Annotated in this window: 23 protein-coding genes; 16 read left to right on the top strand and 7 right to left on the bottom strand. The window is 73.1% G+C overall.

The window, feature by feature from the left end:
- Positions 1 to 129 precede the first annotated feature (129 nt).
- The gene (locus AB0K10_RS14265; protein WP_363683339.1) at positions 130 to 681 is read left to right on the top strand and encodes a DinB family protein; all 552 of its coding nucleotides are present in this window, start codon (positions 130 to 132) and stop codon (positions 679 to 681) included.
- A 7-nt stretch (positions 682 to 688) separates the two neighbouring features.
- Here AB0K10_RS14265 and AB0K10_RS14260 read toward each other — a convergent pair whose 3' ends face one another.
- Both AB0K10_RS14260 and AB0K10_RS14255 read right to left on the bottom strand, forming a co-directional pair.
- Positions 689 to 1483, bottom strand: coding sequence for a hypothetical protein (locus tag AB0K10_RS14260; protein WP_363683337.1), 795 nt, complete (start codon positions 1481 to 1483; stop codon positions 689 to 691).
- A gap of 301 nt (positions 1484 to 1784) precedes the next feature.
- The gene (locus tag AB0K10_RS14255; RefSeq protein ID WP_363683335.1) at positions 1785 to 2531 is read right to left on the bottom strand and encodes an SDR family oxidoreductase; all 747 of its coding nucleotides are present in this window, start codon (positions 2529 to 2531) and stop codon (positions 1785 to 1787) included.
- Positions 2532 to 2666: 135 nt separating this feature from the next.
- Here AB0K10_RS14255 and AB0K10_RS14250 point away from each other — a divergent pair, with 135 nt between their 5' ends.
- Positions 2667 to 3293 (top strand): HAD-IA family hydrolase, encoded by a 627-nt coding sequence (locus AB0K10_RS14250; protein ID WP_363683333.1) that lies wholly within the window; start codon positions 2667 to 2669, stop codon positions 3291 to 3293.
- Between the two features lie 26 nt (positions 3294 to 3319).
- Here the strand turns inward: AB0K10_RS14250 and AB0K10_RS14245 are convergent, their stop codons facing one another.
- The gene (locus tag AB0K10_RS14245; RefSeq protein ID WP_363683331.1) at positions 3320 to 4252 is read right to left on the bottom strand and encodes a phosphotransferase; all 933 of its coding nucleotides are present in this window, start codon (positions 4250 to 4252) and stop codon (positions 3320 to 3322) included.
- Between the two features lie 111 nt (positions 4253 to 4363).
- On the opposite strand from AB0K10_RS14245, the gene AB0K10_RS14240 reads away from it, so the two are divergent.
- On the top strand, positions 4364 to 4852 hold the full coding sequence (locus tag AB0K10_RS14240) for an N-acetyltransferase (RefSeq protein WP_363683329.1): 489 nt from the start codon (positions 4364 to 4366) through the stop codon (positions 4850 to 4852).
- Positions 4853 to 4932: 80 nt separating this feature from the next.
- The gene (locus AB0K10_RS14235) at positions 4933 to 6075 is read left to right on the top strand and encodes a polysaccharide pyruvyl transferase family protein (protein WP_363683327.1); all 1143 of its coding nucleotides are present in this window, start codon (positions 4933 to 4935) and stop codon (positions 6073 to 6075) included.
- Between the two features lie 6 nt (positions 6076 to 6081).
- Here AB0K10_RS14235 and AB0K10_RS14230 read toward each other — a convergent pair whose 3' ends face one another.
- Positions 6082 to 6288 carry a hypothetical protein gene (locus AB0K10_RS14230; protein WP_363683325.1) on the bottom strand — a complete coding sequence of 69 codons (207 nt, stop codon included), beginning with the start codon at positions 6286 to 6288 and terminating at the stop codon, positions 6082 to 6084.
- An 82-nt stretch (positions 6289 to 6370) separates the two neighbouring features.
- On the opposite strand from AB0K10_RS14230, the gene AB0K10_RS14225 reads away from it, so the two are divergent.
- Positions 6371 to 6892: a DinB family protein gene (locus tag AB0K10_RS14225; RefSeq protein ID WP_363683323.1), complete on the top strand. Its 522-nt coding sequence runs from the start codon at positions 6371 to 6373 to the stop codon at positions 6890 to 6892.
- Positions 6893 to 6907: 15 nt separating this feature from the next.
- On the opposite strand, the gene AB0K10_RS14220 is transcribed toward AB0K10_RS14225, so the two are convergent.
- On the bottom strand, positions 6908 to 7780 hold the full coding sequence (locus tag AB0K10_RS14220) for a PfkB family carbohydrate kinase (RefSeq protein ID WP_363683321.1): 873 nt from the start codon (positions 7778 to 7780) through the stop codon (positions 6908 to 6910).
- A gap of 169 nt (positions 7781 to 7949) precedes the next feature.
- Between AB0K10_RS14220 and AB0K10_RS14215 the strand changes: the two genes are divergently transcribed.
- Together AB0K10_RS14215 and AB0K10_RS14210 are read left to right on the top strand one after the other, a co-directional pair.
- On the top strand, positions 7950 to 11453 hold the full coding sequence (locus AB0K10_RS14215) for a DEAD/DEAH box helicase (RefSeq protein ID WP_363683319.1): 3504 nt from the start codon (positions 7950 to 7952) through the stop codon (positions 11451 to 11453).
- The gene (locus tag AB0K10_RS14210; protein WP_363683317.1) at positions 11453 to 12352 is read left to right on the top strand and encodes an SWIM zinc finger family protein; all 900 of its coding nucleotides are present in this window, start codon (positions 11453 to 11455) and stop codon (positions 12350 to 12352) included. Before AB0K10_RS14215 ends, AB0K10_RS14210 begins: the two co-directional genes overlap by 1 nt.
- A 4-nt stretch (positions 12353 to 12356) precedes the next feature.
- Here the strand turns inward: AB0K10_RS14210 and AB0K10_RS14205 are convergent, their stop codons facing one another.
- Positions 12357 to 12614: a DUF3040 domain-containing protein gene (locus AB0K10_RS14205; protein WP_234586377.1), complete on the bottom strand. Its 258-nt coding sequence runs from the start codon at positions 12612 to 12614 to the stop codon at positions 12357 to 12359.
- A gap of 431 nt (positions 12615 to 13045) precedes the next feature.
- Between AB0K10_RS14205 and AB0K10_RS14200 the strand changes: the two genes are divergently transcribed.
- From AB0K10_RS14200 to AB0K10_RS14180, 5 genes are read left to right on the top strand one after another with little or no spacing between them, the layout of a single operon-like run.
- On the top strand, positions 13046 to 15169 hold the full coding sequence (locus AB0K10_RS14200) for a DUF1800 domain-containing protein (RefSeq protein ID WP_363683315.1): 2124 nt from the start codon (positions 13046 to 13048) through the stop codon (positions 15167 to 15169).
- Positions 15170 to 15177: 8 nt separating this feature from the next.
- Positions 15178 to 16569, top strand: coding sequence for a DUF1501 domain-containing protein (locus AB0K10_RS14195; RefSeq protein ID WP_363683313.1), 1392 nt, complete (start codon positions 15178 to 15180; stop codon positions 16567 to 16569).
- Complete coding sequence (locus AB0K10_RS14190) at positions 16566 to 17984, top strand: ferredoxin reductase family protein (RefSeq protein ID WP_363683311.1); 1419 nt, start codon at positions 16566 to 16568, stop codon at positions 17982 to 17984. The genes AB0K10_RS14195 and AB0K10_RS14190 overlap by 4 nt, the downstream gene beginning before the upstream one ends.
- An 11-nt stretch (positions 17985 to 17995) precedes the next feature.
- Positions 17996 to 18598 (top strand): FMN-binding protein, encoded by a 603-nt coding sequence (locus tag AB0K10_RS14185; RefSeq protein WP_363683309.1) that lies wholly within the window; start codon positions 17996 to 17998, stop codon positions 18596 to 18598.
- 49 nt (positions 18599 to 18647) lie between these two features.
- Positions 18648 to 19370 (top strand): FAD:protein FMN transferase, encoded by a 723-nt coding sequence (locus AB0K10_RS14180; protein ID WP_363683636.1) that lies wholly within the window; start codon positions 18648 to 18650, stop codon positions 19368 to 19370.
- 275 nt (positions 19371 to 19645) lie between these two features.
- Here the strand turns inward: AB0K10_RS14180 and AB0K10_RS14175 are convergent, their stop codons facing one another.
- Entirely contained in the window at positions 19646 to 20317 is a 672-nt protein-coding gene (locus tag AB0K10_RS14175; RefSeq protein ID WP_363683635.1) for a bifunctional DNA primase/polymerase, read from the bottom strand.
- Positions 20318 to 20566: 249 nt separating this feature from the next.
- On the opposite strand from AB0K10_RS14175, the gene AB0K10_RS14170 reads away from it, so the two are divergent.
- The 4 genes from AB0K10_RS14170 to AB0K10_RS14155 all read left to right on the top strand — a co-directional run bounded on the left by AB0K10_RS14170 (position 20567) and on the right by AB0K10_RS14155 (position 24079).
- On the top strand, positions 20567 to 21796 hold the full coding sequence (locus AB0K10_RS14170; RefSeq protein ID WP_363683307.1) for a helix-turn-helix domain-containing protein: 1230 nt from the start codon (positions 20567 to 20569) through the stop codon (positions 21794 to 21796).
- Between the two features lie 16 nt (positions 21797 to 21812).
- Entirely contained in the window at positions 21813 to 22385 is a 573-nt protein-coding gene (locus AB0K10_RS14165) for a flavoprotein (protein ID WP_363683305.1), read from the top strand.
- A 130-nt stretch (positions 22386 to 22515) separates the two neighbouring features.
- Entirely contained in the window at positions 22516 to 23352 is an 837-nt protein-coding gene (locus AB0K10_RS14160) for a Nif3-like dinuclear metal center hexameric protein (protein ID WP_363683633.1), read from the top strand.
- A complete protein-coding gene (locus AB0K10_RS14155) occupies positions 23342 to 24079 on the top strand; it encodes a C4-type zinc ribbon domain-containing protein (RefSeq protein WP_363683303.1) in 738 nt (245 codons plus the stop codon). The genes AB0K10_RS14160 and AB0K10_RS14155 overlap by 11 nt, the downstream gene beginning before the upstream one ends.

Below are 24079 nucleotides of genomic sequence, written 5' to 3'. Positions count from 1 at the left end.
GTCCATCGCGGCGGCGGCCTCGTCGGTGATCCGGTCGACGACCGCCGCCAGCAGGTGCTCGCGGGACGGGAAGTGGGCGTAGACGGTCTGCCTGGACCGCCCTCGGTCGGCCCGCTAGCGTCGACCACCATGACCAACGCGAATGAGCACGGTCACCCGGAGCCGCCGGTAGCGGGCGACGAGACCGCCACCCTGCTGGGCTCCCTGGACCGTCAGCGCGCCACCCTGGCGTGGAAGACCGGTGGGCTCGACGCGGCCGGGCTGCGGGCGACGCTCGGTCCGTCGTCGATCACCCTGGGCGGGCTGCTCAAGCATCTGGCGCTGGTCGAGGATCTCTACTTCTCGTTGAAGCTGGCCGGCCGCTCACCAGGACCGCCGTGGGACACCGTCGACTGGGACGCCAACCCCGGCTGGGACTGGCGATCGGCAGCCGACGACACCCCCGACCAGCTCTACACGCTGTGGCGGGAGGCGGTGGCCCGCTCCCGGGCCACCGTCGCCGAGTTGCTCGCCGACGGCGGCCCGGAGCAGTTGGCCCGGGGCGAGTGGCCCGACGGTCGGGTGCCGAGCCTGCGCCGCGTCCTGGTCGACCTGATCGAGGAGTACGCGCGGCACGTCGGGCACGCCGACCTGATCCGAGAGTCGGTGGACGGCCTCACCGGCGAGGATCCGCCGCGCTGACCGGGGACTACCTGGTCACCAGGTTGCGTAGTGCCACGATCGCCGCCCGATCACTGACCTTGGCGTAGATCTTCCTGTCGGCGCCGACCAGGACGACGTACGGGCACTTCTGGTCGTCGCCGCTCAGCTTCTTCTCCAGCAGCTTGCGGCCGGTCGCCGCCTCGTACACCCGCAGACGCCAACTGGTCCGCACCAGCGGCAGGCTCTGCGGCTTCGGATCGTCGAACTTGCAGGTCCGGATCGTCGAGCCGGAGCTGACCCGGTCCAGGCAGGCGACCATCTGCACGATCCTGGGGTCCTCCGAGGACCATGTCTGCTCGACCTTCTTGGACAGGCCCAGGTCGTAGTAGTAGCCGCCGTCCTTGTGGCGCAGGCCAGGGGTGTCCGACAGGAGCAGAACGACCGGGTGCGGTGCCTTGCCGGCGCGCTTGGGCAACTCGGGGTAGTAGATGTCCTCGTCGCACACCCGGTTCAGGTCCTCGATCTTCTCCGCCGGGTACGCGCTGGCCTGCGGCCCCTGCACGACGGGTTCCTCGGAGAGGCTGGGGGAGGGGCTGGCGATCGGGCCGCGGTCGGTCGGGGGGCGCGCCGGCGCGGTGGCGTCCGGGCCGGACGCGGTGGTCTCCCTGTCGCGCAGCAGGAAGAAGCCGCTGACCAGGCCGAGGCACAGCACCAGCAGGACGACCACGACGCCTCCGACGACGGCGGCGACGATGGCGGTGCGGTTCGAGCTGGTGGGCGGCTCGGCGGCAACCCACCCGGGTGTGCCGGTCGGGTAGCCCGGCTGCGGTGGCAGCTGCATGGCTGGCGCCTGGTCCGGCGTGGACGCGAGCTCGGGCGACGTGTCCAGCGCGACAGCGGGATCTGGAGTTGCATCTGACGCCGGGGTGGGATCCGGCGGCGGGCTTGCGGCAGGTTCAGCCCCGGTCATGGCGACGTCCTTTGTTGATCAAGGGAAAGGCGTCACTGTATCAACCGTGCCTACACAACGTGATCCTGTTTTCGGCGGCCCGTCGGGCTCAGGTGCGGTCGGCGCCCACCAGCTCACCGTCGCCCGTCAGGAGAGCGCCGACCGGTGGGCGACCCGCCGCGACGAGCGTTCCTCAGCTCGTGAAGCCGCCGTCTACGTTGATCACCGCGCCGGTCACGTACCCGGCTTCGGGGCTGGCCAGGTGTGCGACGGTGGCCGCTATCTCGGCGGCGCGAGCGTAGCGGCCGAGGGCGGTGAAGCCGGCGATGGTCCCCGCGTTCGGCCCGTCGGCCGGGTTGGCGTCGGTGTCGGTGGGCCCCGGGTTGACCAGGTTGACGGTGATGCCCCGGGGGCCCAGCTCGCGGGCCAGGCCCCGGGTCAATCCGACGAGAGCGGTCTTGCTCATCGCGTAGAGCGCCAGCCCGGGGAAGACCGCCCGTTCCCCGACGTTGCTGCCGATGCTGATGATCCGTCCACCGTCGTCCAGGTGCCGCAGCGCGGCCCGCACGGCGAGGTACGGCGCCCGCACGTTCACGGCGATCGTCTGCTCCAGCTCCGTTGCGCCGAGATCGCCGACGGCGCCGACCAGGAACACCGCCGCGTTGTTGATCAGGATGTCCAGCCGGCCCAGCTCGGCGGCGGCGCTGTCCACCGCGTCGTGAACGGCGTCCGGGTCGGCGTTGTCGACCTGGATGGCGTACGCCCGCCGGCCCAGCGCCTCGATCTGCTTCACCACGGCCGCCGCCCGCTCGGCGTTCTGCCGGTAGGTGAGCGCCACGTCGGCCCCGTCCTGTGCGAGGCGCAGCGCGATACCGGCCCCGATGCCGCGGGAGCCCCCGGTCACCAGGGCGGCCTTGCCGTCAAGTGTCGTCGTCGTCATGCAAACGATCATGTCGGCGGCTCGTGGTCGGGTCTGGCGGCCATCGGACCACTCGTTCCCAGCGCCGGGTCCGTTTTCCGCCAGCGGTCAGTGACGCCCTATTCTCGCAACGGAGCGTACGGGGGGAGCGTGGTCGTGGAGCTGGCGGACGTCGATGCGGTGCTGTTCGACATGGACGGCACGCTTGTCGACTCCGACGCCGCCGTCGAGCGGGCCTGGGAGCGCTGGGCCTCCGAGTACGCCGTCGAGCCGGCGGCGGCACTCGCGATCGCGCACGGCAGACCCGCCGACCAGACGATCCGCCGGCTGCTTCCCGCGCTGGACGACGCGGCGGTCGCCGTGGCGGCGGGCCGGCAACTGGCGTTGCAGTACGACGACCTGTCCGACGTGACCGCCACCCCGGGCGCCCACGAACTGCTGTCGGCGCTGCCCCGGTTGGGGTTGCCCTGGGCGGTGGTGACAAGCGCCGACGTCCGGTTGGCGCAGGCCCGCCTCTGTGCCGCCGGCATCGCCGCGCCCGTGCTTGTCACAGTCGAGGACGTACGCGCGGGCAAGCCGGACCCGGAGGGCTACCTGCGGGCCGCCGCGCTGCTCGACGTGTCACCGTCGCGCTGCCTGGTCGTCGAGGACGCCGAGGTCGGGGTGCGGGCCGGGCGCGCGGCAGGCGCGATGACCGCCGCGCTCAAGGGACTCGACGGTGACCTGCGGCTGGTCGACCTGACGCACCTGGCGTACGGGTTGGCAGCGGCTGCGGCACGCTGACCGCCAGCCCTGCCGAGACGGCGGGGTCAGCCGAGTCGCTGGGCCAGCCAGGGGAGCAACGCGTCGGCCTGGGCCTGCTGGAACGCCCGTACGGTGGGGATGCCGATGGGTGATGGGCGGCGGGCGCTGTCGGCGAAGAAGCCGGCCAGGCCGGCGTACACCCCGGTGAGCGCGGCAGGGTCGACACCGGCGGTGAGCGGCAGCCGGCGCAGCAGTGCCTCGGTGTCGTGCCCGCCGTGCAGCCGGACGTTCACCAGCAGCAACGCGGTGTCCAGCCAGGCGGGCCCCCGGCAGGCCCACGGCCAGTCGACCACTGTCACCGTCCCGGCGGCGTCGAGCAGCAGGTTGTCGGCCCGCACGTCCAGGTGGCAGAGGGTGTCTCCGGTCAGCGCGGCGACGCCCTCGTCGGCGGCGGCGCGCAGCTGGTCCAGGTGCGCCCGGGCCCACGGGTCCAGCCGATCCGGCGGGTCGGCGGCGATCCGGTGCCAGCCGGCGAAGTCCCCGGCCAGCAGCTCGGCGGCGGCCGGCACGTGCCCGACGGGGCTGGGGGTGAGCGCGACGGCCATCGCCTCCAGGACGTCCAGCACGCCTGTCAGCTCGTCGGCCCGCCACGGGGTTGTCGGGTGCCGTCCGTCCACGTCGGAGAAGACCAGCGCCACCCACTCGCCGTCGTCGTGGCAGCCCAGCAGGCGGGGCGTCGGCGCCGTCGCCGGCAGCGCGCCGGCGGTACGGGCCTCGGCGCGGTGCATGACCGGGCTGTCCGGGTTCTGCGCCGGGCTGACCGCCTTCACGAAGGCTCGCCGGCCGGTATCGGTGCGGACCCGGTCGGCGGTGCCCGGCGAGAAACCGCCCGGCTGGGACACCGCCTCGACCACCCGGTCACCGATGATGCCCTCCACCGCGGACCGGACCGCCGCCGGCAGATCACCCCAGCCGATCCGCGTCGCTGTCCGCTGCATCCACACACGGTGCGCCCGGCCCGCCTCGCCGAACAACCCATTTCCCGGTGGCGGCGTCGGGGCTGTTCTGCTGCACTACGCGCTGAATCCGAGATCGAAGGGGAGGCCCCGGTGGAGCTGACGTTGACGCCGATGACCGAAGAGGAACTGGCCCGGCTGTGGGAACCGCTGGAGGTGGGCTACGCCGAGGATCTGGTCGCGCACCGGGGCATGACCCCGGAGGCGGCCCGGGAGAGGTCGGCGCAACAAATGCGGGAAGGGCTGCCGGCGGGCGCGGCCACCGAGGGAGTGCTGCTGCGGGTGGCGCGGGTCGGCGACACCGAGGTCGGGTGGATCTGGGTGAGCCTGCCCGGGGTGGGTACCGCTGGCGGTCCGACGCAGGCGTGGATTCTGAACATCGAGGTCCATCCGGCGTACCAGGGGCGCGGGCACGCGCGGCGGATGATCCAGCTCATCGAGGCCGAACTGGCGGCACTCGGCGTGCCCGAGCTGGGGTTGAACGTCTTCGGCACGAACACCGTGGCGACCGGGCTCTACCGGAGTCTGGGCTTCGAGGTCACCGCGCAGCAGATGGCCAAGCGCCTCGACCCGGCGGGCTGAGCTACCCCCGGCGCCGGACCAGGACTGTTCGCCTGACCAGCGGGAAACCGTGGCGGACCGCACCTGGGGAGGAGCGACGGATGACGCATGGCGCCGGACTGACCATCGGTGTGCTCGGCTCGTACGGCGGCCGGAACCTCGGCGACGAGGCGATCCTGACCGGTCTGCTCACCGATCTACGCATGCAGGAGCCGAACGCCCGGATCATCGTCTTCTCCCGCAACCCGGAACACACCCGGGCCGCGCACCCCGACGTGGAGGCGGTGCCCTGGGAGGGCGTCAGTCGTACCGACTCGGCGTTGGTGCTGGCCCAGCTCGACCTGCTCATCCTGGGCGGCGGCGGGATCCTCTACGACCGGGAGGCCCGCCGCTACCTGCGGGTCGTCCGGGTCGCCCAGGAACGCGGCCTGCCCCTCATCACGTACGCGGTGGGCGTCGGGCCGCTCAGCGACGCCGTCGACACCGGCATGGTCCGCGAGACGCTCGCCGGCGCGACCCAGGTGACAGTCCGCGACCAGGAGTCCCGGATGGTCCTGGAAGAGGCGGGACTGCTCAACCCGATCACGGTCACCGCCGACCCGGCGTTCCTGTTGCAGCCCGCCGACTTCCCGGCGCACCTGCTCGCCGAGGAGGGGGTGCCGGCCGGTAAGAGGCTGGTCGGGATCAGCGTGCGGGAGCCGGGACGGGCCGCGGAACGCCTCGACGTCGACGGCTATCACCGGCTGCTCGCCCAGATCGGTGACTTCCTGGTGCACCGCATCGACGCGTACGTGCTGTTCGTGCCGATGGAACGCGACGACATCCGGCACGCCCACGGGGTGCTGTCGCACATGGTCGCCGCCGAGCGGGGGCGCATCCTGCACGGCACCTACTCGCCGGAGCAGGTGCTCGGGCTGATGCGCCACTTCGATCTGGCCGTCGGCATGCGCCTGCACTTTCTGATCTTCGCGGCGATGGTGGGCACGCCGTTCCTGCCGCTGCCGTACGCCGGCAAGGTCTTCGACCTGGCCCAGCGGCTCGGTGTGCCGGCGCTGCGTGGTGTGGAGCGGGAGGTGGAGGGGCCGCTGCTGGCGGAGGTCGACCGGCTGTGGGACGAACGCGCGGAACGCGCCGAGGCCACCGCCCGCCGGGTCGCCGAGGTCTGCGAGCAGGCCCGGGGCACCGCGGAGGTCACCCGTGGCGTGCTGGACAGGCTGCGCAGTCAGAGCCTCACCCGGGCCTGACCGCGATCACACCGCCGGGCCGGTCCACCGGTAGCGCCACTCGCGGCTCTCCTCGCGGGCGGACTCCAACTCGTAGATCTGCGCCTCGGCCAACCCACCGGACCCGAGGTGGTGGTGGGTGAGCGGGGGGCGGTCGTTGGTGTCCAGCTCGACGGTCACGGTCTGCCCGTCCGCCGCGCCGCCGACGAGGAGAATCTGCACGGATGAAGCCATGCGCCCATCCTGCCTGTCGCGAGCGCGCCTCGCAGCGGGATGCGGGGCAGCGCGGCGGCCCCGACGTCGTTAGGGTCGGCGAATGGCGGAGCAGACCATCGATCCGACGCTCGGCCCGGTGCTCGCCCGCGTTGGCGACGAGCGCGCCGTGTTGGACTCGTTCCTCGACTTCCACCGTGCCGTGGTGCTGCGCAAGGTGCGCGGCCTGTCCGATGCCGAGGCGACCCGCCGGCTGGTGCCCTCCGCGACCACGCTCGCCGGGCTTCTCAAGCACCTGACGCTGGTCGAGCGGAACTGGTTCCCGGTGCTGCTGGCGCCGGAGCCGGACGACGTCTACCTGAACTCGGAGGAGGACGCGGTCGCGAGCTTCACCCTCGACGAGCGTGACACGGTCGACGGGCTCGCCGAAGCGTACGAGCGGGCCTGCGCCCGCTCTCGGGCGGTCGCCGCGCGTTTCGACCTCGACCACGTGGTGCCGCACCCGCAGCTCGGTGAGGTGTCGGTGCGTTGGATCCTGGTCCACCTGATCGAGGAGACGGCCCGGCACGCCGGCCACGCCGACATCCTGCGCGAACTGAGCGACGGGTCGACAGGCGCGCTCTGAGCCCGGTTTTCGTCGTCATCCTGCTGGTAGCAGGCCCGGCGGATACTCCATGCCGTCGTGGGCGCAGGCCGCCGCGGCGACCCGTGCCGCGTACCGGGCCGCCTCCGTCAGGGGCTCGCCCCGCAGCCGGCCGGCGATCAGCCCGGCCGCGAACGCGTCGCCGGCCCCGTTGCTGTCCACCACCGCCCCGGGCGCGGCGGCGGGCGGCACCGGCACCCGCGTGCCGTCGCCCGGGTACAGCTCGGCGCCGTCCGCGCCCCGCGTCACCACCACGGTCCGGGGCGCCAGCGTGCCGGCGAGCGCCGCGGCCCGCTCGCCCAGCCGCACCCCGCTGACCAGGACCAGGTCGGCGACCTCGGCGAACGGCCGGTGGTAGGGGTTGGTGCCGTCCCAGTCGTGCAGGTCGGTGGAGAGCGACGCGCCCGCCGGGAGCGCGGCCCGCACGGCGGGCAGCAACGGCACCACCCAGTCCATGATCGAGAGGTGTACGTGCCGGACGTCCCGGACCAGTTCGGCGATCCGGCCGGGCGAGAACGGCGGGTCGCCCCGCCACGGGCGCGGGTCGTACAGCGAGGTGCGGCGGCCGCCGGGGTCCACCAGGTTCACCGACCGTCGGGTGCCACTGCGGTCCTGCGCCAGCACCGCCGGCACCCCGGCCCGGGTCAGCGCCGCCCGGACCAGATCGCCGGCCGGGTCCGCGCCGAGGGTGTCGACCACCCGTACCCGCAGGCCGAGCGCCCGACCGGCCAGCGCCACCCCGGCGCCGGTGTTGCCGATCCGCAGCTCGATCGGCTCGACGGTGTGCGAATCGGCGGCCGGCAGCGGCAGCGCGGGCACCCGGACCCGCACGTCCACCCCAAGCCCGCCAACAACCAGCAGATCCTCCACGCGTCGACGCTAACCCATGCGTCCCCTCGCCGATCTTGCACTTTCGATCGCGGGCATAACGGGCATGCAGCGCACAACGTCGACCGGAACCGCACGATCGCGCGAGGGGTGCGCCGGCGCCGCCGCGGGGCCGCCTATCCTGGGCGCGGGCGGCGACGAGGGGGAGTAGGTGCTGGTCATCCACGGGCTGTGGTTGCCCGGCTCTGGCTCGACCGCCGGCCTCGCCGTCTGGGCCGAGGACAGCGCCGCGCCGCCCCCCGCCGCCCGCTCCGGCCGGCCACCCCGGGAACGCCCGCACCCCTTCGCCGCCGGGCACGCCGACCTGGTCGCGGCCCTCGCCGACGCCGCCGAACCGGCCCGCCCGGCCACCGCGCTGCTCACCCTGCCCACCCGGGCGGGTGCACCGACCGACTCACCCGAACTGATCCGGGCCAGCGTCGCACCCCCGGCCCGCGGCCGGCTCACCCTGGCCGCGTGGCGGGTGCCCACCCTGGTGTACGCCCCGGACGACGCCCTGCCTCTCCTGCGCGCCCTGGACGACCTCCCGGCGGTGCCCGGGGCGACCCTGCGTCACCTCGCCGAGCTTGCCGACTTCGCCGCCGACCTGGTGAGCAGAGGCCGCGTCCTTCCCGGCGTCACAACGGCCGGCATCCAGACCCCGGGTGGCGGCGCGGCCGAGCCGACGGCCGACGCCCCGTCGCCGGAGGCGCAAGCGCTGCTGTCGACGCAGACGCACATGCAGACGCCGATGCAGGTGCCGACGCAAGCGCAGGTGCCGGCGCGGGCGATCTGGCGGCCGCTGCTGACCGGCACCGACGCCGGCTGGGCGCGGTCATTGGCCCTGGCCCTGCCACCCGCCGCCCGAGCAGCGACGGCGTCCACGGCCGGCGGGTCCACGGCCACGGCCTCCACGGCCACGGCCAGCGTGTCCACGGCCGGCGTATCCACGGCCACGGCCTCCACGGCCACGGCCGGCGGGTCCACGGCCGGTGCGTCCACGGCCACGGCCTCCACGGCCGGCGCGTCCCTCGTCGCCGCTGTTCCGCCCGCCCCTGTCCCGCCCGCCCGAGGCGCTGCCGCAGCCCCTGCCGCCGCCGCCCCGGCCCCCGCCTTCGCCATCTCGGGGTCCGACGGGCCGGACGGGTCCGAGTTGACGGCCGCGGCGCTTGTCGCGGACGCGCTCGACGCGCTCACCGACGCCGCCGCCCGGGCGGCCCTCGCGACCACGACGCTGGCCCGAGGCGTGCGCCCGGGTGGGCCGGCGCCCGCCTGGCTGGCCGCGCTCGCCGGCCCTCGCCGCGATTTCACTGTCGACCAGGCGGCGCTGGACATCCTCCGCGCCGAGCTGGACGACTGGCAGCGGGACGCGGCGGGCGGCGCGGTCCGGGCCAGCTTCCGTCTGGTGGAGCCGGTCCCCGACGAGGTCACCGAGCCGATTCTGGCCACCCGCCCGCTGCCCGGCGACCCGGCCGGGTTGGTGGAGGCCGGCCTCGTCGAGGAGGCCCCGGTCGTCGGCGGGCGGTGGCGGCTGGAGTTCGGGTTGCAGGCGGCCGACGAGCCGGGCCTGCACATCGACGCGGCGGAGGTGTGGCGGGCGCACACGGTCGACGGTCTCGCCGACCGGACGGCCAGCCCGCAGGAGACCCTGCTCGCCGAGCTGGGTCGGGCCAGCCGGCTCTGGCCCGACCTGGACGCCGCGCTGCGCACCGCCGCGCCCGAGGCGATGGAGCTGGACGTCGAGGGCGCGCACCGGTTCCTCAGCGAGGGCGCGCCCGTGCTGCACGCCGCCGGCTTCGGGGTGCTGCTGCCCTCCTGGTGGCAGCGCCCGTCGGCGCGACTCGGTGCCCGGCTGCGCGCCCGCAGCCGGACCGCGCCCGGCACGGTGGCCGGTACCGAGGCCGGCGTCGGACTGGACGCGCTCGTCGACTACCGCTGGGAGATCGCGCTCGGCGACCAGCCGCTGTCCGCCGACGAGTTGGCGGCGCTGGCCGAGCTGAAGACCCCGCTGGTACGACTGCGTGGTCGGTGGGTGGAGCTGAACCCCGGTCGGCTCGCGGCCGGCCTGCGTCTGCTCCGCTCGGCGGGCGAGTTGAGCGTCGCCGACCTGTTGCGCCTCGGGCTCGCCGACGGTGACGACACCGAGGCGTTGCCGGTGCTGGAGGTGACCGCCGACGGGGCGTTGGGCGACCTGCTCGCCGGTGCGGTCGAGCGCCGGCTCACCCCGCTCGACCCGCCGCCCGGTTTCCAGGGGACGCTGCGGCCGTACCAGCGGCGGGGTCTGGCCTGGCTGGCGTTCCTGCGGTCACTCGGCCTGGGCGGGGTGCTCGCCGACGACATGGGGTTGGGCAAGACGGTGCAGTTGCTGGCGCTGCTCGCCGGGGATCCGCCGGAGGCGGGGCCGACCCTGCTGGTCTGTCCGATGTCGCTTGTCGGCAACTGGCAGCGGGAGGCGGCCCGGTTCACCCCGGGGCTGCGGGTGCACGTACACCATGGGGCGGAGCGGGCGCGGGGGGCGGAGTTCACGACTGCCGCACACGGCGCGGACCTGGTTCTCACCACCTACTCGGTGGCCGCGCGCGATGCCGTGGACCTGGCCGGCATCGACTGGCACCGGGTGGTGGTGGACGAGGCGCAGGCGATCAAGAACGCCTCCACCCGGCAGGCCGAGGCGGTCCGCGCGCTGCCGGCCCGGCAGCGGGTGGCGGTGACCGGTACGCCCGTGGAGAACCGGCTCGCGGACCTGTGGTCGATCATGCAGTTCGCCAATCCGGGGCTGCTCGGCCCGGCGGCGACGTTCCGCAAGCGATTCGCCGAGCCGATCGAGCGGCACGGCGACGCCGAGGCCGCCGAGCGGCTGCGCCGGATCACCGGTCCGTTCGTGCTGCGCCGGCTCAAGACCGACTCGTCCATCATCTCCGACCTGCCGGAGAAGCTGGAGATGGAGGTGCTCTGCAACCTCACCGCCGAGCAGGCCGCCCTGTACCGGGTGGTCGTCGACGACATGCTGGCCCGGATCGAGACCAGTGACGGCATCGAGCGACGCGGGCTGGTGCTGGCCACGATGACCCGGCTCAAGCAGGTCTGCAACCACCCCGCCCAGCTGCTGCGCGACGGCTCGGCGCTGGAGGGCCGCTCCGGCAAGCTCTCCCGGCTCACCGAGATCCTGGAGGAGGTGCTGGCGGCGGGGGAGCGGGCACTGCTGTTCACCCAGTACGCGGAGTTCGGCGCGATGTTGCGCGGTCACCTCTCGGCGCGGTTCGGCCGGGAGGTGCTGTTCCTGCACGGTGGCCTCGGCAAGGCCGAGCGGGACGCCCTGGTACAGCGCTTCCAGTCGGCGGACGGGCCGCCGCTGTTCGTCCTCTCCCTCAAGGCCGGTGGCACCGGGCTCACCCTGACCGCGGCCAACCACGTGGTGCACGTGGACCGGTGGTGGAACCCGGCGGTCGAGGACCAGGCCACCGACCGGGCGTTCCGGATCGGGCAGCGCAGGCGGGTGCAGGTCCGCAAGTTCGTCTGCGCCGGCACCGTGGAGGAGAAGGTCGCCGCGATGATCGCCGACAAGCGCGCGCTCGCCCAGCGGGTGGTGGGCACCGGCGAGCAGTGGATCACCGAGCTGTCCACGGGTCAGTTGCGGGACCTGTTCGCCCTGGAGGCCGGGGCGGTGGTGGAGTGATGAGCACCGACCGTTTCGCCGACTACGGCCGTCCCCGCAAGGTCGACGGCGGGCTGCGGGCACGCAGCGCCCGGGGCGCTATCGGCAGGTCCTGGTGGTCCCGGCGCTTCCTGGAGGTGCTGGAGTCGTTCGCGCTCGGCACCCGGCTGACCCGGGGCCGGTCGTACGCGCGGGCGGGTCAGGTGCTCCGGCTGGACATCGCGCCGGGCCGGGTCACCGCCCAGGTGCAGGGCTCGCGACCCCGCCCGTACGAGGTCTCCATCGCGCTGGCGGCGTTCCCGGCCGCGCTCTGGACCCGGATCGAGGACGAGCTGGCCGGGCAGGCGTTCTTCAGCGCCCGCCTGCTCGCCGGGGACCTGCCCGACGAGCTGGAGGAGCTGTTCGTGGCGGCGGGCGCCCCGCTGTTCCCGGCCGCCGTGGACGAGCTGACCCAGCGCTGCAACTGCCCCGACTTCGCGGTGCCGTGCAAGCACCTCGCGGCCACGTTCTATCTGCTCGCCGAGGCGTTCGACGCGGACCCGTTCGAGCTGCTGCACTGGCGTGGCCGCTCCCGCGCGGACCTGCTCGACAGGTTGCGCGCCCGCCGAGCCGAGGCCACCGGCACGGCGGTGCCTCCCGGCCCGTCCAGGCCGGACGCGGTGCCGTCGGTTGTGGACGCCGTGGACGTGCTGCCGCCGGTCGGTGCGGCCCGGGCGCTCGCCGGGCTGGCGGCCACCCCCCTCGCGGAGGCGGCGGACCGCTTCTGGGCGGCACCGGTGCCGCTTCCTGACCGGCCGCCCCGACTGGCGACCGGGCCGGATCTCCTGCTGCGCCAGCTCGGCCCGCCGGCGCCGGCCATCGGTGGGCCGGGCCTGCTGGAACGGCTGCGTCGCGCGTACCGGGCCTTCGGCCCGGGGTGAGCCGTCACGTCCACCGGCGGCGGAACCGCCACATGATCGCCGCGTTGGCCACCAGCACCACCGCGCAGATCGCCCCGGCCAGTCGGCCGGCGAACACGGCCATCGCCGGGAGCGACGCCCACAGCACGATGGTCAACAACATCAGGTAGCGGCCCCTGCGGGCTCGGACCCGGTGGTCCAGCCGGGCGAAGAAGGCCGGGTCACTCTCCCGGAGCTGACGGGTGATCTGGTCGAACCTGCGCTGATCCTCTTTGCTGAGCATGGCGCTGCCTTCCCCTCACGCGTTCAGCGGTTCGGCGGCATACCCGCTGCGGTGGCGGCTCACGCTCGCCCGCTCCTCCTACTTTTCCCCAGCGTGAGGACACTTCACGTACGGCTTAGCTGAACCTTAAGTTTGCCTGTGGTGGCGAACGGCGCGGAACGTGTCGGGTACGGCGGCGCGGTCCGATCCGTACCCGGCTGCCGTACGTCCGCCCTGCTGGGAAGGTCGGAGCCCGACCCGGATCGCCGCCCGGCCACGTACGCGGTGGTGAGGGCTGTCTTAAGTGCCCTCACCGGCGTGTTCGGCCCACCTTGAAGGCACCTGAGCGCTTGGTTACCTTGCCGTAGCAACCCCCTCAGGCAACAGTCGCCGCACCTGCCGCACCCGCTCGGTCGCAGCTTCCGGCGCTCATCAGAAATCGGGATTGGTACATGGCCGACCAGAATGTGCCACCACGTCGACCGCGGGACGACCGCGGCTGGGACGGACGCCAGCACCACACCTCGGACAGCTACGGCGACCCCAGCGCGTCGTACGGATACGACTCGCCCCACCCCTACCAGGGCGGCTACCCGGCCCAGGGCGACCCGCGCGAGCAGTACGGCGACGGGTACGCGCACGCCGGACAGCCCGCCCCCGCCCCGCGTGGGCCGCAGTGGGTCGGTCCGGAGGGTCTGGGCCGCCCGGCCCCGGCACGTCCGGCCGGCGCCGGACTGCCCACCTTGGACGATGACGACGAGCCGGGCCGCAAGGTCGGCCGACGCAAGGCCATCGTCGCGCTCGGTGGCACCGCCGCCGTCGTGGCCGGTGGCGCGGCGCTGGCCATGACGCCGCAGTTCCGCAGCCTCTTCGGTGACGAGGCGGCCGCGGGCGACGCGACGGGCAGCACGGTCACCGACGGGACCGCGGCGCGTCCCAGCGGCCAGCAGCCCAGCACGGTGCGTACCTACACCGAGCAGAACGAGAGCTACATGGGCTCCCGGGCCGGCGAGGCGCTGAAGAAGAACGCGCCCAGCGGTGGCCGGACCTTCTCCGGCCCGGCCGCGGCCGCCGCGGAGACCAAGGTGACGGTCAAGACGGTGCTCGCCAAGGACCCGATCCTGCACCTGGCCCGGCGGACCACCTTCGGCGCGACCCCCGCCGTGGTCTCCGACATCAAGAAGCAGGGCATCGACGCCTGGCTCCGCGGGCAGCTCGACCCGGACAAGATCGAGCCGACCAAGGCCGAGCTGAAGCTCGCCGAGCTGCCCACCCAGACGCTCTCGGTGCAGCAGCTGCGGACCCAGCGGGACAAGCTCAACGAGCAGGGCGCCCAGCCGGAGCGCGAGGTCGTCGACGCCACCCTGGCCCGGCAGATCTGGTCGAAGCGCCAGCTGTTCGAGGTGATGGTCGACTTCTGGAACGACTTCCTGCACGTCGCCGCCGACTTCGACGGCGGCGAGGTGTACCGCACCTCGTTCGACAAGGACGTGGTGCGCAAGCACGCGCTGGGCAGCTACCCCGAGATGCTCGTCGCGGCGAACAAGCACCCCGCGCTGCTGATCTACCTGAACCAGAAGGACTCCCGCAAGGACGCCATCAACGAGAACCTCGCCCGGGAGAACCTGGAGCTGTACTCGGTGGGCGTCGACGGCGGCTACAAGGAGGGCGACGTCCGGCAGGCCGCCATGCTGCAGACCGGCCGTGGCGTCGACGACAAGGGCCAGTACGTCCTGCGCGTCAACCAGCACTACATGGGCAAGGTGAAGATCCTCGGCTTCACCCACGCCAACACGTTCGGCATCAAGGACGTCAACAACCCGACGGCCAAGGAGACCGCCGCCGTGGACGCGGCGATCGACAAGTACATCACCTACATCGCGATGCACCCCTCGACCGCGAAGTACGTGGCGCAGAGCCTCGCGACCCGGTTCGTCTCGGACACCCCGCCGAAGTCCCTCGTGGACCGGCTGGCCAAGATCTACACCAGCAACAACGGCATGATCAAGCCGGTGCTGATGGCGCTGTTCAGCTCCTCGGAGTTCTGGGCGGCGGTGGGCCAGAAGGTGCGCCGGCCGATGGAGTACCTGGTCGCCACGTACCGCATCCTGGGCGTCTCGCCGGAGGCGTCGGCGAAGAACGACAACGGCGACAACAAGCGCACCCCGTTCGCCCGGGGCCTGCGGCAGATCCACGACAAGCTGCGCGAGCTGGGCCAGTACCCGATGGGTCAGCCCACCCCGGACGGCTACCCCGACGTCTACGTCGCGTGGACCTCGGCCGGCACGATGGTCAACGGCTGGAACGAGGCCGGCGAGATCATTGCCGGCTACCGCACCTCCTTCACGTACACGGCACCGGAGAAGCTGGTCGCCAAGCCGCCGGCCACCGCCGGGGCGTACGTGGACGCGCTCGCCCAGCGGCTGGTCCACCAGAAGCTCACCGCCCGGGAGAAGAACCTGATCCTCGGCGTCGCCGGCGTCTCGGCGACCACCAAGGTCGATGCCACGTTCAACGGGGCCATCACCGCCGTCGCGCGGGCGATCCTCGCGTCCCCCCAGCACCACCTCCGGTGAGGCACCCGATGGAGAAGACTGTGTACAACTCTTTCCCCCTGCACCCCGAATGCCCCGACCTGGGGCGGCTGGCCGACAACCCGACCGAGGCCCTGCTGCGCGCGGAGGCCGACATCGTCGCCGCCGAGCAGGCCGCCGAGGCCGACCGCTACCGGACCCTGGAGGATCTGGAGGAGGCCCAGCAGGACGGTCGCGGCGTCACCCGGCGGACCTTCGTCGCCGGTGCCGCGGCCACCGCCACCGCGCTGGCCACCGCCCAGTTCGTCACCACCTCGGCGTCGTTCGCGGCGACCAAGACCGGCACCCTGATCCACGTCTTCCTCTACGGCGGGCTGGACGGGCTGAGCCTCGTCGCACCGGACAGCGACCCGGCACTGACCAAGGGCCGGCCCGAGCTGCTGCTCGGCAACGACTCGCTGGCCCTGGCCCGCGGCTTCAAGCTGACCAGTGCGTTCAAGCCGCTGGAGCAGTACCTCAAGGCCGGTCAGTTGGGCTTCATTCCGGCGGTCTCGGACGAGCGGCTGTCCCGCAGCCACTTCCAGGCCGCGGACGCCTGCAACCTGGGCGGTCTGCCGCACGAGACCGGCGGCCGGGGCTGGCTGGACAACCTGGTCGACCACCTCGGCACGGGCACCGCCTTCCGTGGCGTCGGCATCGGCAGCACGCTGCCCCGTTCGCTTGTCGGCAACAACGGCGCGCTGTCGCTGAACAGCGTCGGCTCGCTGCGGCTCAACGGCGACGACAAGTTCCGTGCCGCCACCGAGAAGGCGATCAAGGGGCTCTTCACCGGGATCAACCACCCGGTCGAGGAGGCCGTGCAGGACGGCATGGGCGCGCTCGCCACCGCGCAGAGGCTCGCCGCCAAGCCGTACCAGCCCGCCGCGGGTGTCAAGTACGAGGGCATCGGCAACGCCTTCCAGCAGCTCGCCCAGCTCATCAAGGGCGGCGCCAACGTCCGGGTCGCCACCGTCGGCATGGGTGGCTACGACACCCACGAGAACCAGGGCACCCAGGAGGGCGGTCAGCTGCACCGCCGACTGGGCGAGCTGGCCAGCGCGATGGCCGCCTTCTTCACCGACCTCGGCCCGCAGGCCGCCGACGTGACGATCATGGTGTCCAGCGAGTTCGGCCGGCGGGTCAGCTCCAACAAGGGCGGCACCGACCACGGGCACGGCGGCGTGGTCACCGTGCTCTCCGGCAAGAAGCTGGCCAGCTCTCTGCTGGGCACCTGGAACGGCCTAGACAAGTTGGACTCCGGCGACGTGCCGGAGTACAACAACATGTTCAACGTGTACGGCTCGGTGGCGCAGGGTCGGTTCGGCCTGACCAACGCGCAGGTGGAGAAGATGCTCTTCCCCGGCAGCGACCGGGCCTACAAGCCGATGAAGCTGTACGCGTGACGCATTCGCACACCCACGCCGCCGGCCGCCGCACCGGGACCTCGTCCCGGCACGGCGGCCGGTCGGCTGCACCCGTACCCCCGCAGATCCCGGCCCGGCGCGGACCCGGCGGCCGGCGGCTGCTGGCCGCGCTGCTCCTGGTCGGGCTGGTCGCCAGCGTGCTGCCCTGGTGGCTGGGCACGGCCGCCGGCTCGCTGCCGACCACCGCGGCCACCGTCACCGCGGCCGGCCGGATCACCGGCCTGATCGCCGGCTACCTGCTGCTCGTGCAGGTGCTCATGATGAGCCGTCTGTCGGTGCTGGAGCGGTGGATCGGCGGCGAGCAGCTCGCCCGCTGGCACCGCGACATCGGCGCGACGCTGCTGGTCGCCGTGTTGTCGCACGTGTCGCTGATCCTCGTCGGGTACGCCGACCTGCGGAACCACTCGATCTTCGCCGAGGTGGGCACGCTGCTCGGCGACTACGAGGACATGCTCTCGGCCTTCGTCGCCGCCGGCATCATGCTCGTGGTCGGCTTCAGCAGCATCCGGGCGATCCGTCGGGCGCTGCCCTACGAGGTGTGGCACCTGCTGCACCGGTCGAGCTACCTGGTGCTGCTGCTCGGCTACGGGCACCAGTTCAGCCACGGCGCGCAGCTCTACAAGCCGGGCCCGGTGCGGACCGGCTGGATCGCCCTGTACCTGCTGGTGGTCGCCGCCCTGCTCTGGGGCCGGGTGATCGCGCCGCTGGCGTTCAACATGCGTCATCGGCTGCGGGTCGCCGACGTGGTCGCGGAGAGCCCGGACACGGTCTCCATCTACCTCACCGGGGATCGGCTGGGCCGGCTGGAGATGCTCGGCGGCCAGTACTTCCGCTGGCGCTTCCTCACCCCCGGCAGCTGGTGGCAGTCGCATCCCTTCTCCGTCTCCGCCGCAGCCAACGGCCGCTGGCTGCGGCTCACCGTCAAGGTCGTCGGCCGGCACACCGCCGACCTGCGCGACCTCGACCCGGGAACCCGGGTCTGGGCCCACGGCCCGTCGGGAACCTTCACCGCGGCGCACCGGGTGCGCGAGCGGGCGCTGCTGATCGCCGGCGGCAGCGGCATCACGCCCATCCGGGCCATGCTGGAGGAGCTGCCGCCGGGCGCCGCCCTGATCTACCGGGCCCGTACGCCCGCCGACGTGCTGCTCAGCCGGGAACTGGACTGGCTGGCCCAGGAACGCGACACGTCGATCTGGTACGTCATCGGCTCCCGCGACGACCCCGGCCCCCGCCAGCTCATGAGCCCCGACGGGCTGCGCCAACTGGTGCCCGACGTGGCCCGGCGCGACGTCTACCTCTGCGGGCCCCCCGGGCTGGTGGAGCAGTCGGTGCGCGCGCTGCGCCGCGCCGGCGTACCCCGCCGACAGATCCACCTGGCCACCTTCGAGCTGTAGGAAGGCATCGCATGCGTCGCGCGTTGTTCGCGATCACCGGCCTGGCCGCCAGCACCACAGTCCTGGTGGTGCTCAAGGGCTCGCCGGGCACCACCCAGGTCGCCCAGAACCTGCCCACCGCGCAGCCGGTCAACCCGACCCCGCAGGCCGTCGACCCGAGCGCCGCCCCGGCTGCCGACCCGACGGGCGCGGCGCCGAAACCGTCGGTGACCGCCGGCGCACCGTCGTCGTCGCCCAAGCCGACCAGGACCACCGCGCGGCCGTCGGGCACGAAGACCACCGCGAAGGCCCCGACCGCGCCGCGCACCACCAAGGCGCCGCAGTCGACCACCCGCCGGGTCACCGGCCCCACCGTGGACACGGCCGATGGCTACGGGTACGTGCAGGTGCAGATCGTGGTCTCCGGCAACCGGATCGTCGACGCGGTGACGTTGTCGCTGCCCAGCGGGGGCGAGTCCGACATCCACAGCGGCGACGTCCGGAACAAGTACAACGGCACCGGCGGTGAGGTGGTGCAGAAGCAGAGCGCCAACCTCAACACCGTCTCCGGCGCCACCGAGACCAGCAACGCCTACAAGACCTCGCTGCGGGCCGCGATCGAGCAGGCGTTCTGACGTGCCGGCGGCGATGATCCGACCCGGGCTGTGCCGGGTCGAGCAGATCATGGGTACGGCGATCACCCTGGACCTCGCCGACGACCTGCCTCCCGCGCGCCTGTACGAGCTGGCCGATGACGTCTTCGCCTGGATGCGCGAGGTCGACGCCCGGTTCAGCACGTACCGGGCGGACAGCGAGGTGTGCCGCTTCGACCGGGGCGAGGTGCTGCTGTCCGAGGCGTCGGCCGACCTGCGGTTCGTACTGGAGGCGTGCGCCGACCTGTGGGGCGCCACCGACGGCTTCTTCGACGCGTACGCCACCGGACGGCTCGACCCGTCCGGGTTCGTGAAGGGCTGGGCGGCGCAGGTCGCCTCGGACCGGCTGCTCGCCGCCGGCGCGGCGAACCACTGCGTCAACGCCGGCGGCGACGTACGCGTGCGCGGCTTCTCACCGGCCGGGGAGCCGTGGCGGATCGGCATCCGGCACCCCTGGGACGCGATGGCGACGTGTCTGGTGCTGGCCGGCACCGACCTGGCCGTGGCCACCTCCGGCGTGTACGAGCGGGGCCGGCACGTGCTGGACCCCCGCCGGGGCGCGCCGGCCAGCGGGCTGCGCTCGGTGACAGTGGTCGGCAGCGACCTCGGCGTCGCCGACGCCTACGCCACCGCCGCCCTGGCCATGGGGGCTGCCGGGATCGGCTGGCTGGACCGTCTCGGCGATCACACGCACGCGGTCGTCACCGACGACGCCCGCCAGTTCCACTCCACGGCGCTTCCGCTGACGGTCTAGCGCCGGCCCTAACGCAGCGGACGATGGGTGCCGGCGGGGCGCGTGCCGGTGGGGCGGGGCCGCCCGGGGCGCGAACCGGCCGGGCGGGTGCCCGCCCAGCGGTGCCGTGGGTGGCTGCGACGGGGCGGTTCCGTGCCGCCGGGATACGGCGACCTGTCGTGCGTGGACATCGTTCCCCCGTTCGTGGCGCGCGTTCGCGCCGTCACCTGCTCAACGAGCGCCGGCCGTCCGGCGACGCTGTCGGTCACCGGATCGAATCGTCGGCCGGGGCCGGTTCACCTACCCCGGCGGGGCAGGGGCAGGTGACCGGGGAGCAGGTCGGGTGCGAGCGTCACCCCGCTGGCCCGCAGCGCCTCGATCAGGGTGTTCTGCACCAGGTAGGAGTCGGGGAGCTGCCAGCGGGCCTGCTCCGGGGCGACCGCCCAGCGGACGGTCCCCTCGGGCAGCCGGGTGGGTGGCGCCGGGATCCACGAGCCGGGCCCGTGCCGGACGACGTGGAAGCAGTGCTCCAACTCCGGTCGCAGCGGGTCTCCGGGGCGGACCAGGAACATCCACCGGCCGGTGGGGGTGACCAGCACGGGTCCGCGGACGCCGGTGCCGGCCGGGTGGACCTGCACGGCGTCGAGCACGTGTCGGCCGAGGTGGGCCGGCACCTCCAGCACGTCGAAGGTCCGGCCAGTGGGCAGCAGTACGCCGTGCGGGCGGGTTCGCCACCAGGTGGCCACCCGGGCCGGGTCGGTGGTGGCGGCCAGCTCCCAGTTCTCCAGGGCGGGGTGGCAGCCCACCGTGGGGCAGCCGGCCCGACCGCACACGAACCTGCTGCGGGCGAGGCAGGCGCCCGGCGTCACCTCCCAGCCGTGTACGGCGTACCGGATGGCGATCCGGCGCAGCCGGACGCGTTCCAGCGGCGACAGTTCGGCGACGCGCGGTACGACGTTCCCCCACATGTGTGCCATCTCCCCTCGTCGGGCCCGGCTGACGCCAGGTCGCATGTCGAGCACCGTCACTGCCGTAACCCACGATCGTTGAGGTTGACGAACGGCTCGTGCAACTTGCACGAAAGCTACGAGGACTGGCTGTCCGGCTGACGTACAGGCTGTGCGACCAGCGAAAACTTCAAGATGGACGACTGATCGCCGCACCCGCGGACATCGCCGGCACTCGATCAGTGGCGGCGGCAGGGGAGGGATGGGGAGATGGACGAGCTACCCATTGGGCGGCGAGTGGCCTACTGGCGGGGGCGGCGCAAGATGTCGCAGCAGGTCTTCGCCGACCGTCTGGGCAAGTCGAAGAGCTGGGTGGACAAGGTCGAGCGGGGTGTCCGCCGGCTGGACAAGTTCTCCGTCCTCTACGAGATCGCCGACATCCTGCAGATGGATGTGCAACTGCTGATGGGCCGGGACCCGGAGCGGCGTACCGACGCGCTGAACTGCATCGACCAGGTCGAGGTGCAGGAGATCCGGGCGGCCCTGGAGCGGTACGACTCGATGAGCGCCTACTTCGACGCCGTGCCGTACCCGCCTCCGCTTGACGACATGCGCAAGGCCGTCAACCACGCCTGGCTCACCTACCAGTACGGCCGCTACGGGATGCTCACCCGGGCGCTGCCCAAGCTGCTGCGCGACGCTCAGGCGGCCGACGCCGCCTACGGGGGAACGCAGGCGCCGGAGGCGGCCCACCTGCTCGGGCAGGTCTATCAGATCGCCTCGTCGGTGTTGCGCAAGCTCGGCGAGTTCGAGCTGGCCTGGCTGGCCGCCGACCGGTCGATGGCGGTGGCCCAGCGAGCCGACGACCCGCTGCTGGCAGGCATCGCCACCACCCGGGTCTGCAACGCCCTGGTCGCCATGGGCCGGGCCCGGCCGGCGCTGGAGCTGAACGTCCAGATCGCCAACCGGCTGGTACCCGGCGGCAGCAACGAGGTCTCCCCGGCCCGGCTGTCCGTCTACGGGATGCTGCTGTTGCAGGGGGCGATGGCCGCGTCCCGGATCGGCGACTCGGCAAGCGTCGACGACCTGATCAACTGTGCGCAGGAGGCCGCCACGCTGCTCGGCGGGGACCACAACCACTACTGGACCTCATTCGGCCCGACGAACGTCGAGCTGCACCGGGCCGCCGCCGCCGTCGAGTTGGGGGACGGGGGCCGCGCGGTCGAGGTGCACCAGGTGCGCATCGAGGAGCCCGCGTTCAACGCGTTGCTGCCCGAGCGCCGCGCCCACCACCTGCTCGACATCGCCCGGGGGTACGCCCAGATCGGCGACGTGGCGAACGCCGGCGAGATGTTGCTGCTCGGCGATCGGCTCGCGCCGTCGGAGATCCGCTGCCGGCCCATCGCGCACGAGGTGATGTCGGACGTCCTACGTCGCACACGTGGTGCGCCGCCTTCTCCGATAGCGGAGTTGGCTGAGCACATGGGAGTAGGGGTATGAGCGCGGAGCCGGCTTGATGACCGGCGCACCACGCACCAGCGAGCGCCGTGCGGTGCTCTACGTCATCGCCTGCGGTTCGCCGCTGGCCCGCCACGTCGGTCGCCTGGTCGACCTGGCCCAGTCGGACGGCTGGGACGTCTGCGTGATCACCACACCGGACGGCGCCAAGTTCGTCGACCAGCCGGCCCTGGTGCGGCAGACCGGCCACCCGGTGCGGACGCACTACAAGAACCCCGGTGACCCGGACGTGCTGCCGTCGGCCGACGCCATGATCGTCTGCCCGGCGACAGTGAACACGGTCAACAAGTGGGCCGCCGGTATCGCCGACACCCTCGCTCTCGGGTTGCTCGTCGAGGCGCAGGGCAAGGGCGTTCCGATCGTCGCGGTGCCGTACACAAATGTCGCGATGGCCGCCCACCCGGCGTTCCGGGCCGGCGTGGCCCGGCTGGCCGACTGGGGTGTCACGGTGCTCTTCGGTGACCATGTGGTCGCCCTGCACCCACCCGGAACGGGTGAACAGCATCTGCACGCGTTCCCCTGGCAGATGCCGCTGGCCGCGCTGCGGACCGTCGCGTACCGGGCCGCCTGAGCGTCCGGCGGTCGCCTCGGCCAGTTCGACGGACCGGCGCGGTCGGGCCGGGCGTCGCCGCCCGAAGCTCCCCGCGCCGGTAAGCTGGCCCGCCGTGAGCATCAGCGCATCCACAGCCACGGTGACGGACGTGGTCGCCGAGTTGGAACGGCGCTACCCGCCGAGCTGGGCCGAGGAATGGGACCGCGTCGGCCTGGTGCTCGGCGAGCCGAGCGCCCCGGTCCGGCGGGTGCTCTGCGTGGTCGACGTGGTGCCCGAGACGGTCGCCGAGGCGCTGGCCGTCGGCGCCGACATGATCGTCGCGCATCACCCGCTGCTGCTGCGGGGGGTCTCGTCGGTCGCCCCGACGACAGTCAAGGGGCGGATCGTCCACCAGCTCATCCGGGCCGGCGTGGCGCTCTACGTGGCGCACACCAACGCCGACGTGGCGTCCCCCGGCGTCTCCGACGCCCTCGCTGCCCGGTTCGGCCTGACCGGGCTGCGTCCGTTGCAGCGGCCGGCGACCGGCTCGCCCGCCTTCGGCGACGACCGGGGCATCGGCCGGATCGGGGAGCTGCCCCGTCCGATGACACTCGCCGAGCTGACCCGGCACGCCGCCACCGTGCTCCCCGTCACGTCCTGGGGAGTTCGCGCCGCGGGGGATCCCGGGCGTATGGTTCGTACCCTCGCCGTCAGCGGCGGGTCGGGGGACAGCTTCCTCGGCGCCGCGACCGCCGCCGGGGTGGACGCGTTTCTCACCTCCGACCTGCGGCACCATCCGGCCAGCGAGCACCTCGCCGCCGATGGTCCCGCCCTGATCGACGCCGCTCACTGGGCGACCGAACGACCGTGGCTGGACGACCTGGCCGCCCTCCTCCGAGAGGCGCCGGGCGTCGAGACGCTGGTGTCCGACCTGGACACCGACCCGTGGACCGTGCACGCCGCCGCACCCGTTGTGGACGACAAGGAGCCCGACCGTGAAGGCTGAACCCCAGGTCCAGCGCCGCCTGCTCGACCTTCAGGCGATCGACACCAACCTCGCCCAGCTCGCGCACCGTCGCCGGTCGCTGCCGGAGCGGGCCGAACTGGAGGCGTTGGCCCGGGAGCTGTCGTCGCTGGAGGACGAGCGGGTTCGCGCCCAGGTCGCGGTCGACGACCTGGACCGGGACATCGCCCGCCTGGAGAAGGACGTCGAGCAGGTGCGGGCCCGCAAGGAGAAGGACCAGAACCGGCTCGCCGCCGGCACCGGTCCGGCCCGCGAGCTGGAGGCGCTCCAGCACGAACTGGCCTCGCTCAACAGGCGCCAGGGTGACCTGGAGGACGCCGAGCTGGAGCTGATGGAGCAGCGCGAGACCGCGCAGAGCGTGCTGGACGGCGTGGAGCAGCGGTTGGCCGACGCCCGGGAGAAGCGGGCCGCCACCGAGCAGCGCCGCGACGACGCGCTCGCCGAGATCGCCAAGGAGGAGGAGTTCAAGCGGGGCGCCCGGCAGCCGCTCGCGGCCGACCTCCCCGCCGAGCTGGTCACCCTCTACGACAAGATCCGCGCGGACACCGGGCTGGGCGCGGCCCTGCTCACCGCCGGCCGCTGCGGTGGCTGCCGGCTGGACCTCTCCGGCGCCGACCTGGCCCGCATCCGCAAGGCCGCGCCGGACGACGTGGTCCGCTGCGAGGACTGCCGACGGATCATGGTCCGTACCAACGAGTCGGGCCTGTAG

This window comes from Micromonospora sp. NPDC049274, from assembly GCF_040678875.1.
In the GTDB taxonomy this organism is placed as follows: domain Bacteria; phylum Actinomycetota; class Actinomycetes; order Mycobacteriales; family Micromonosporaceae; genus Micromonospora.
Note: the sequence above shows the minus strand (reverse complement) of the source record. Positions and strands in the feature narration are given on the sequence as shown.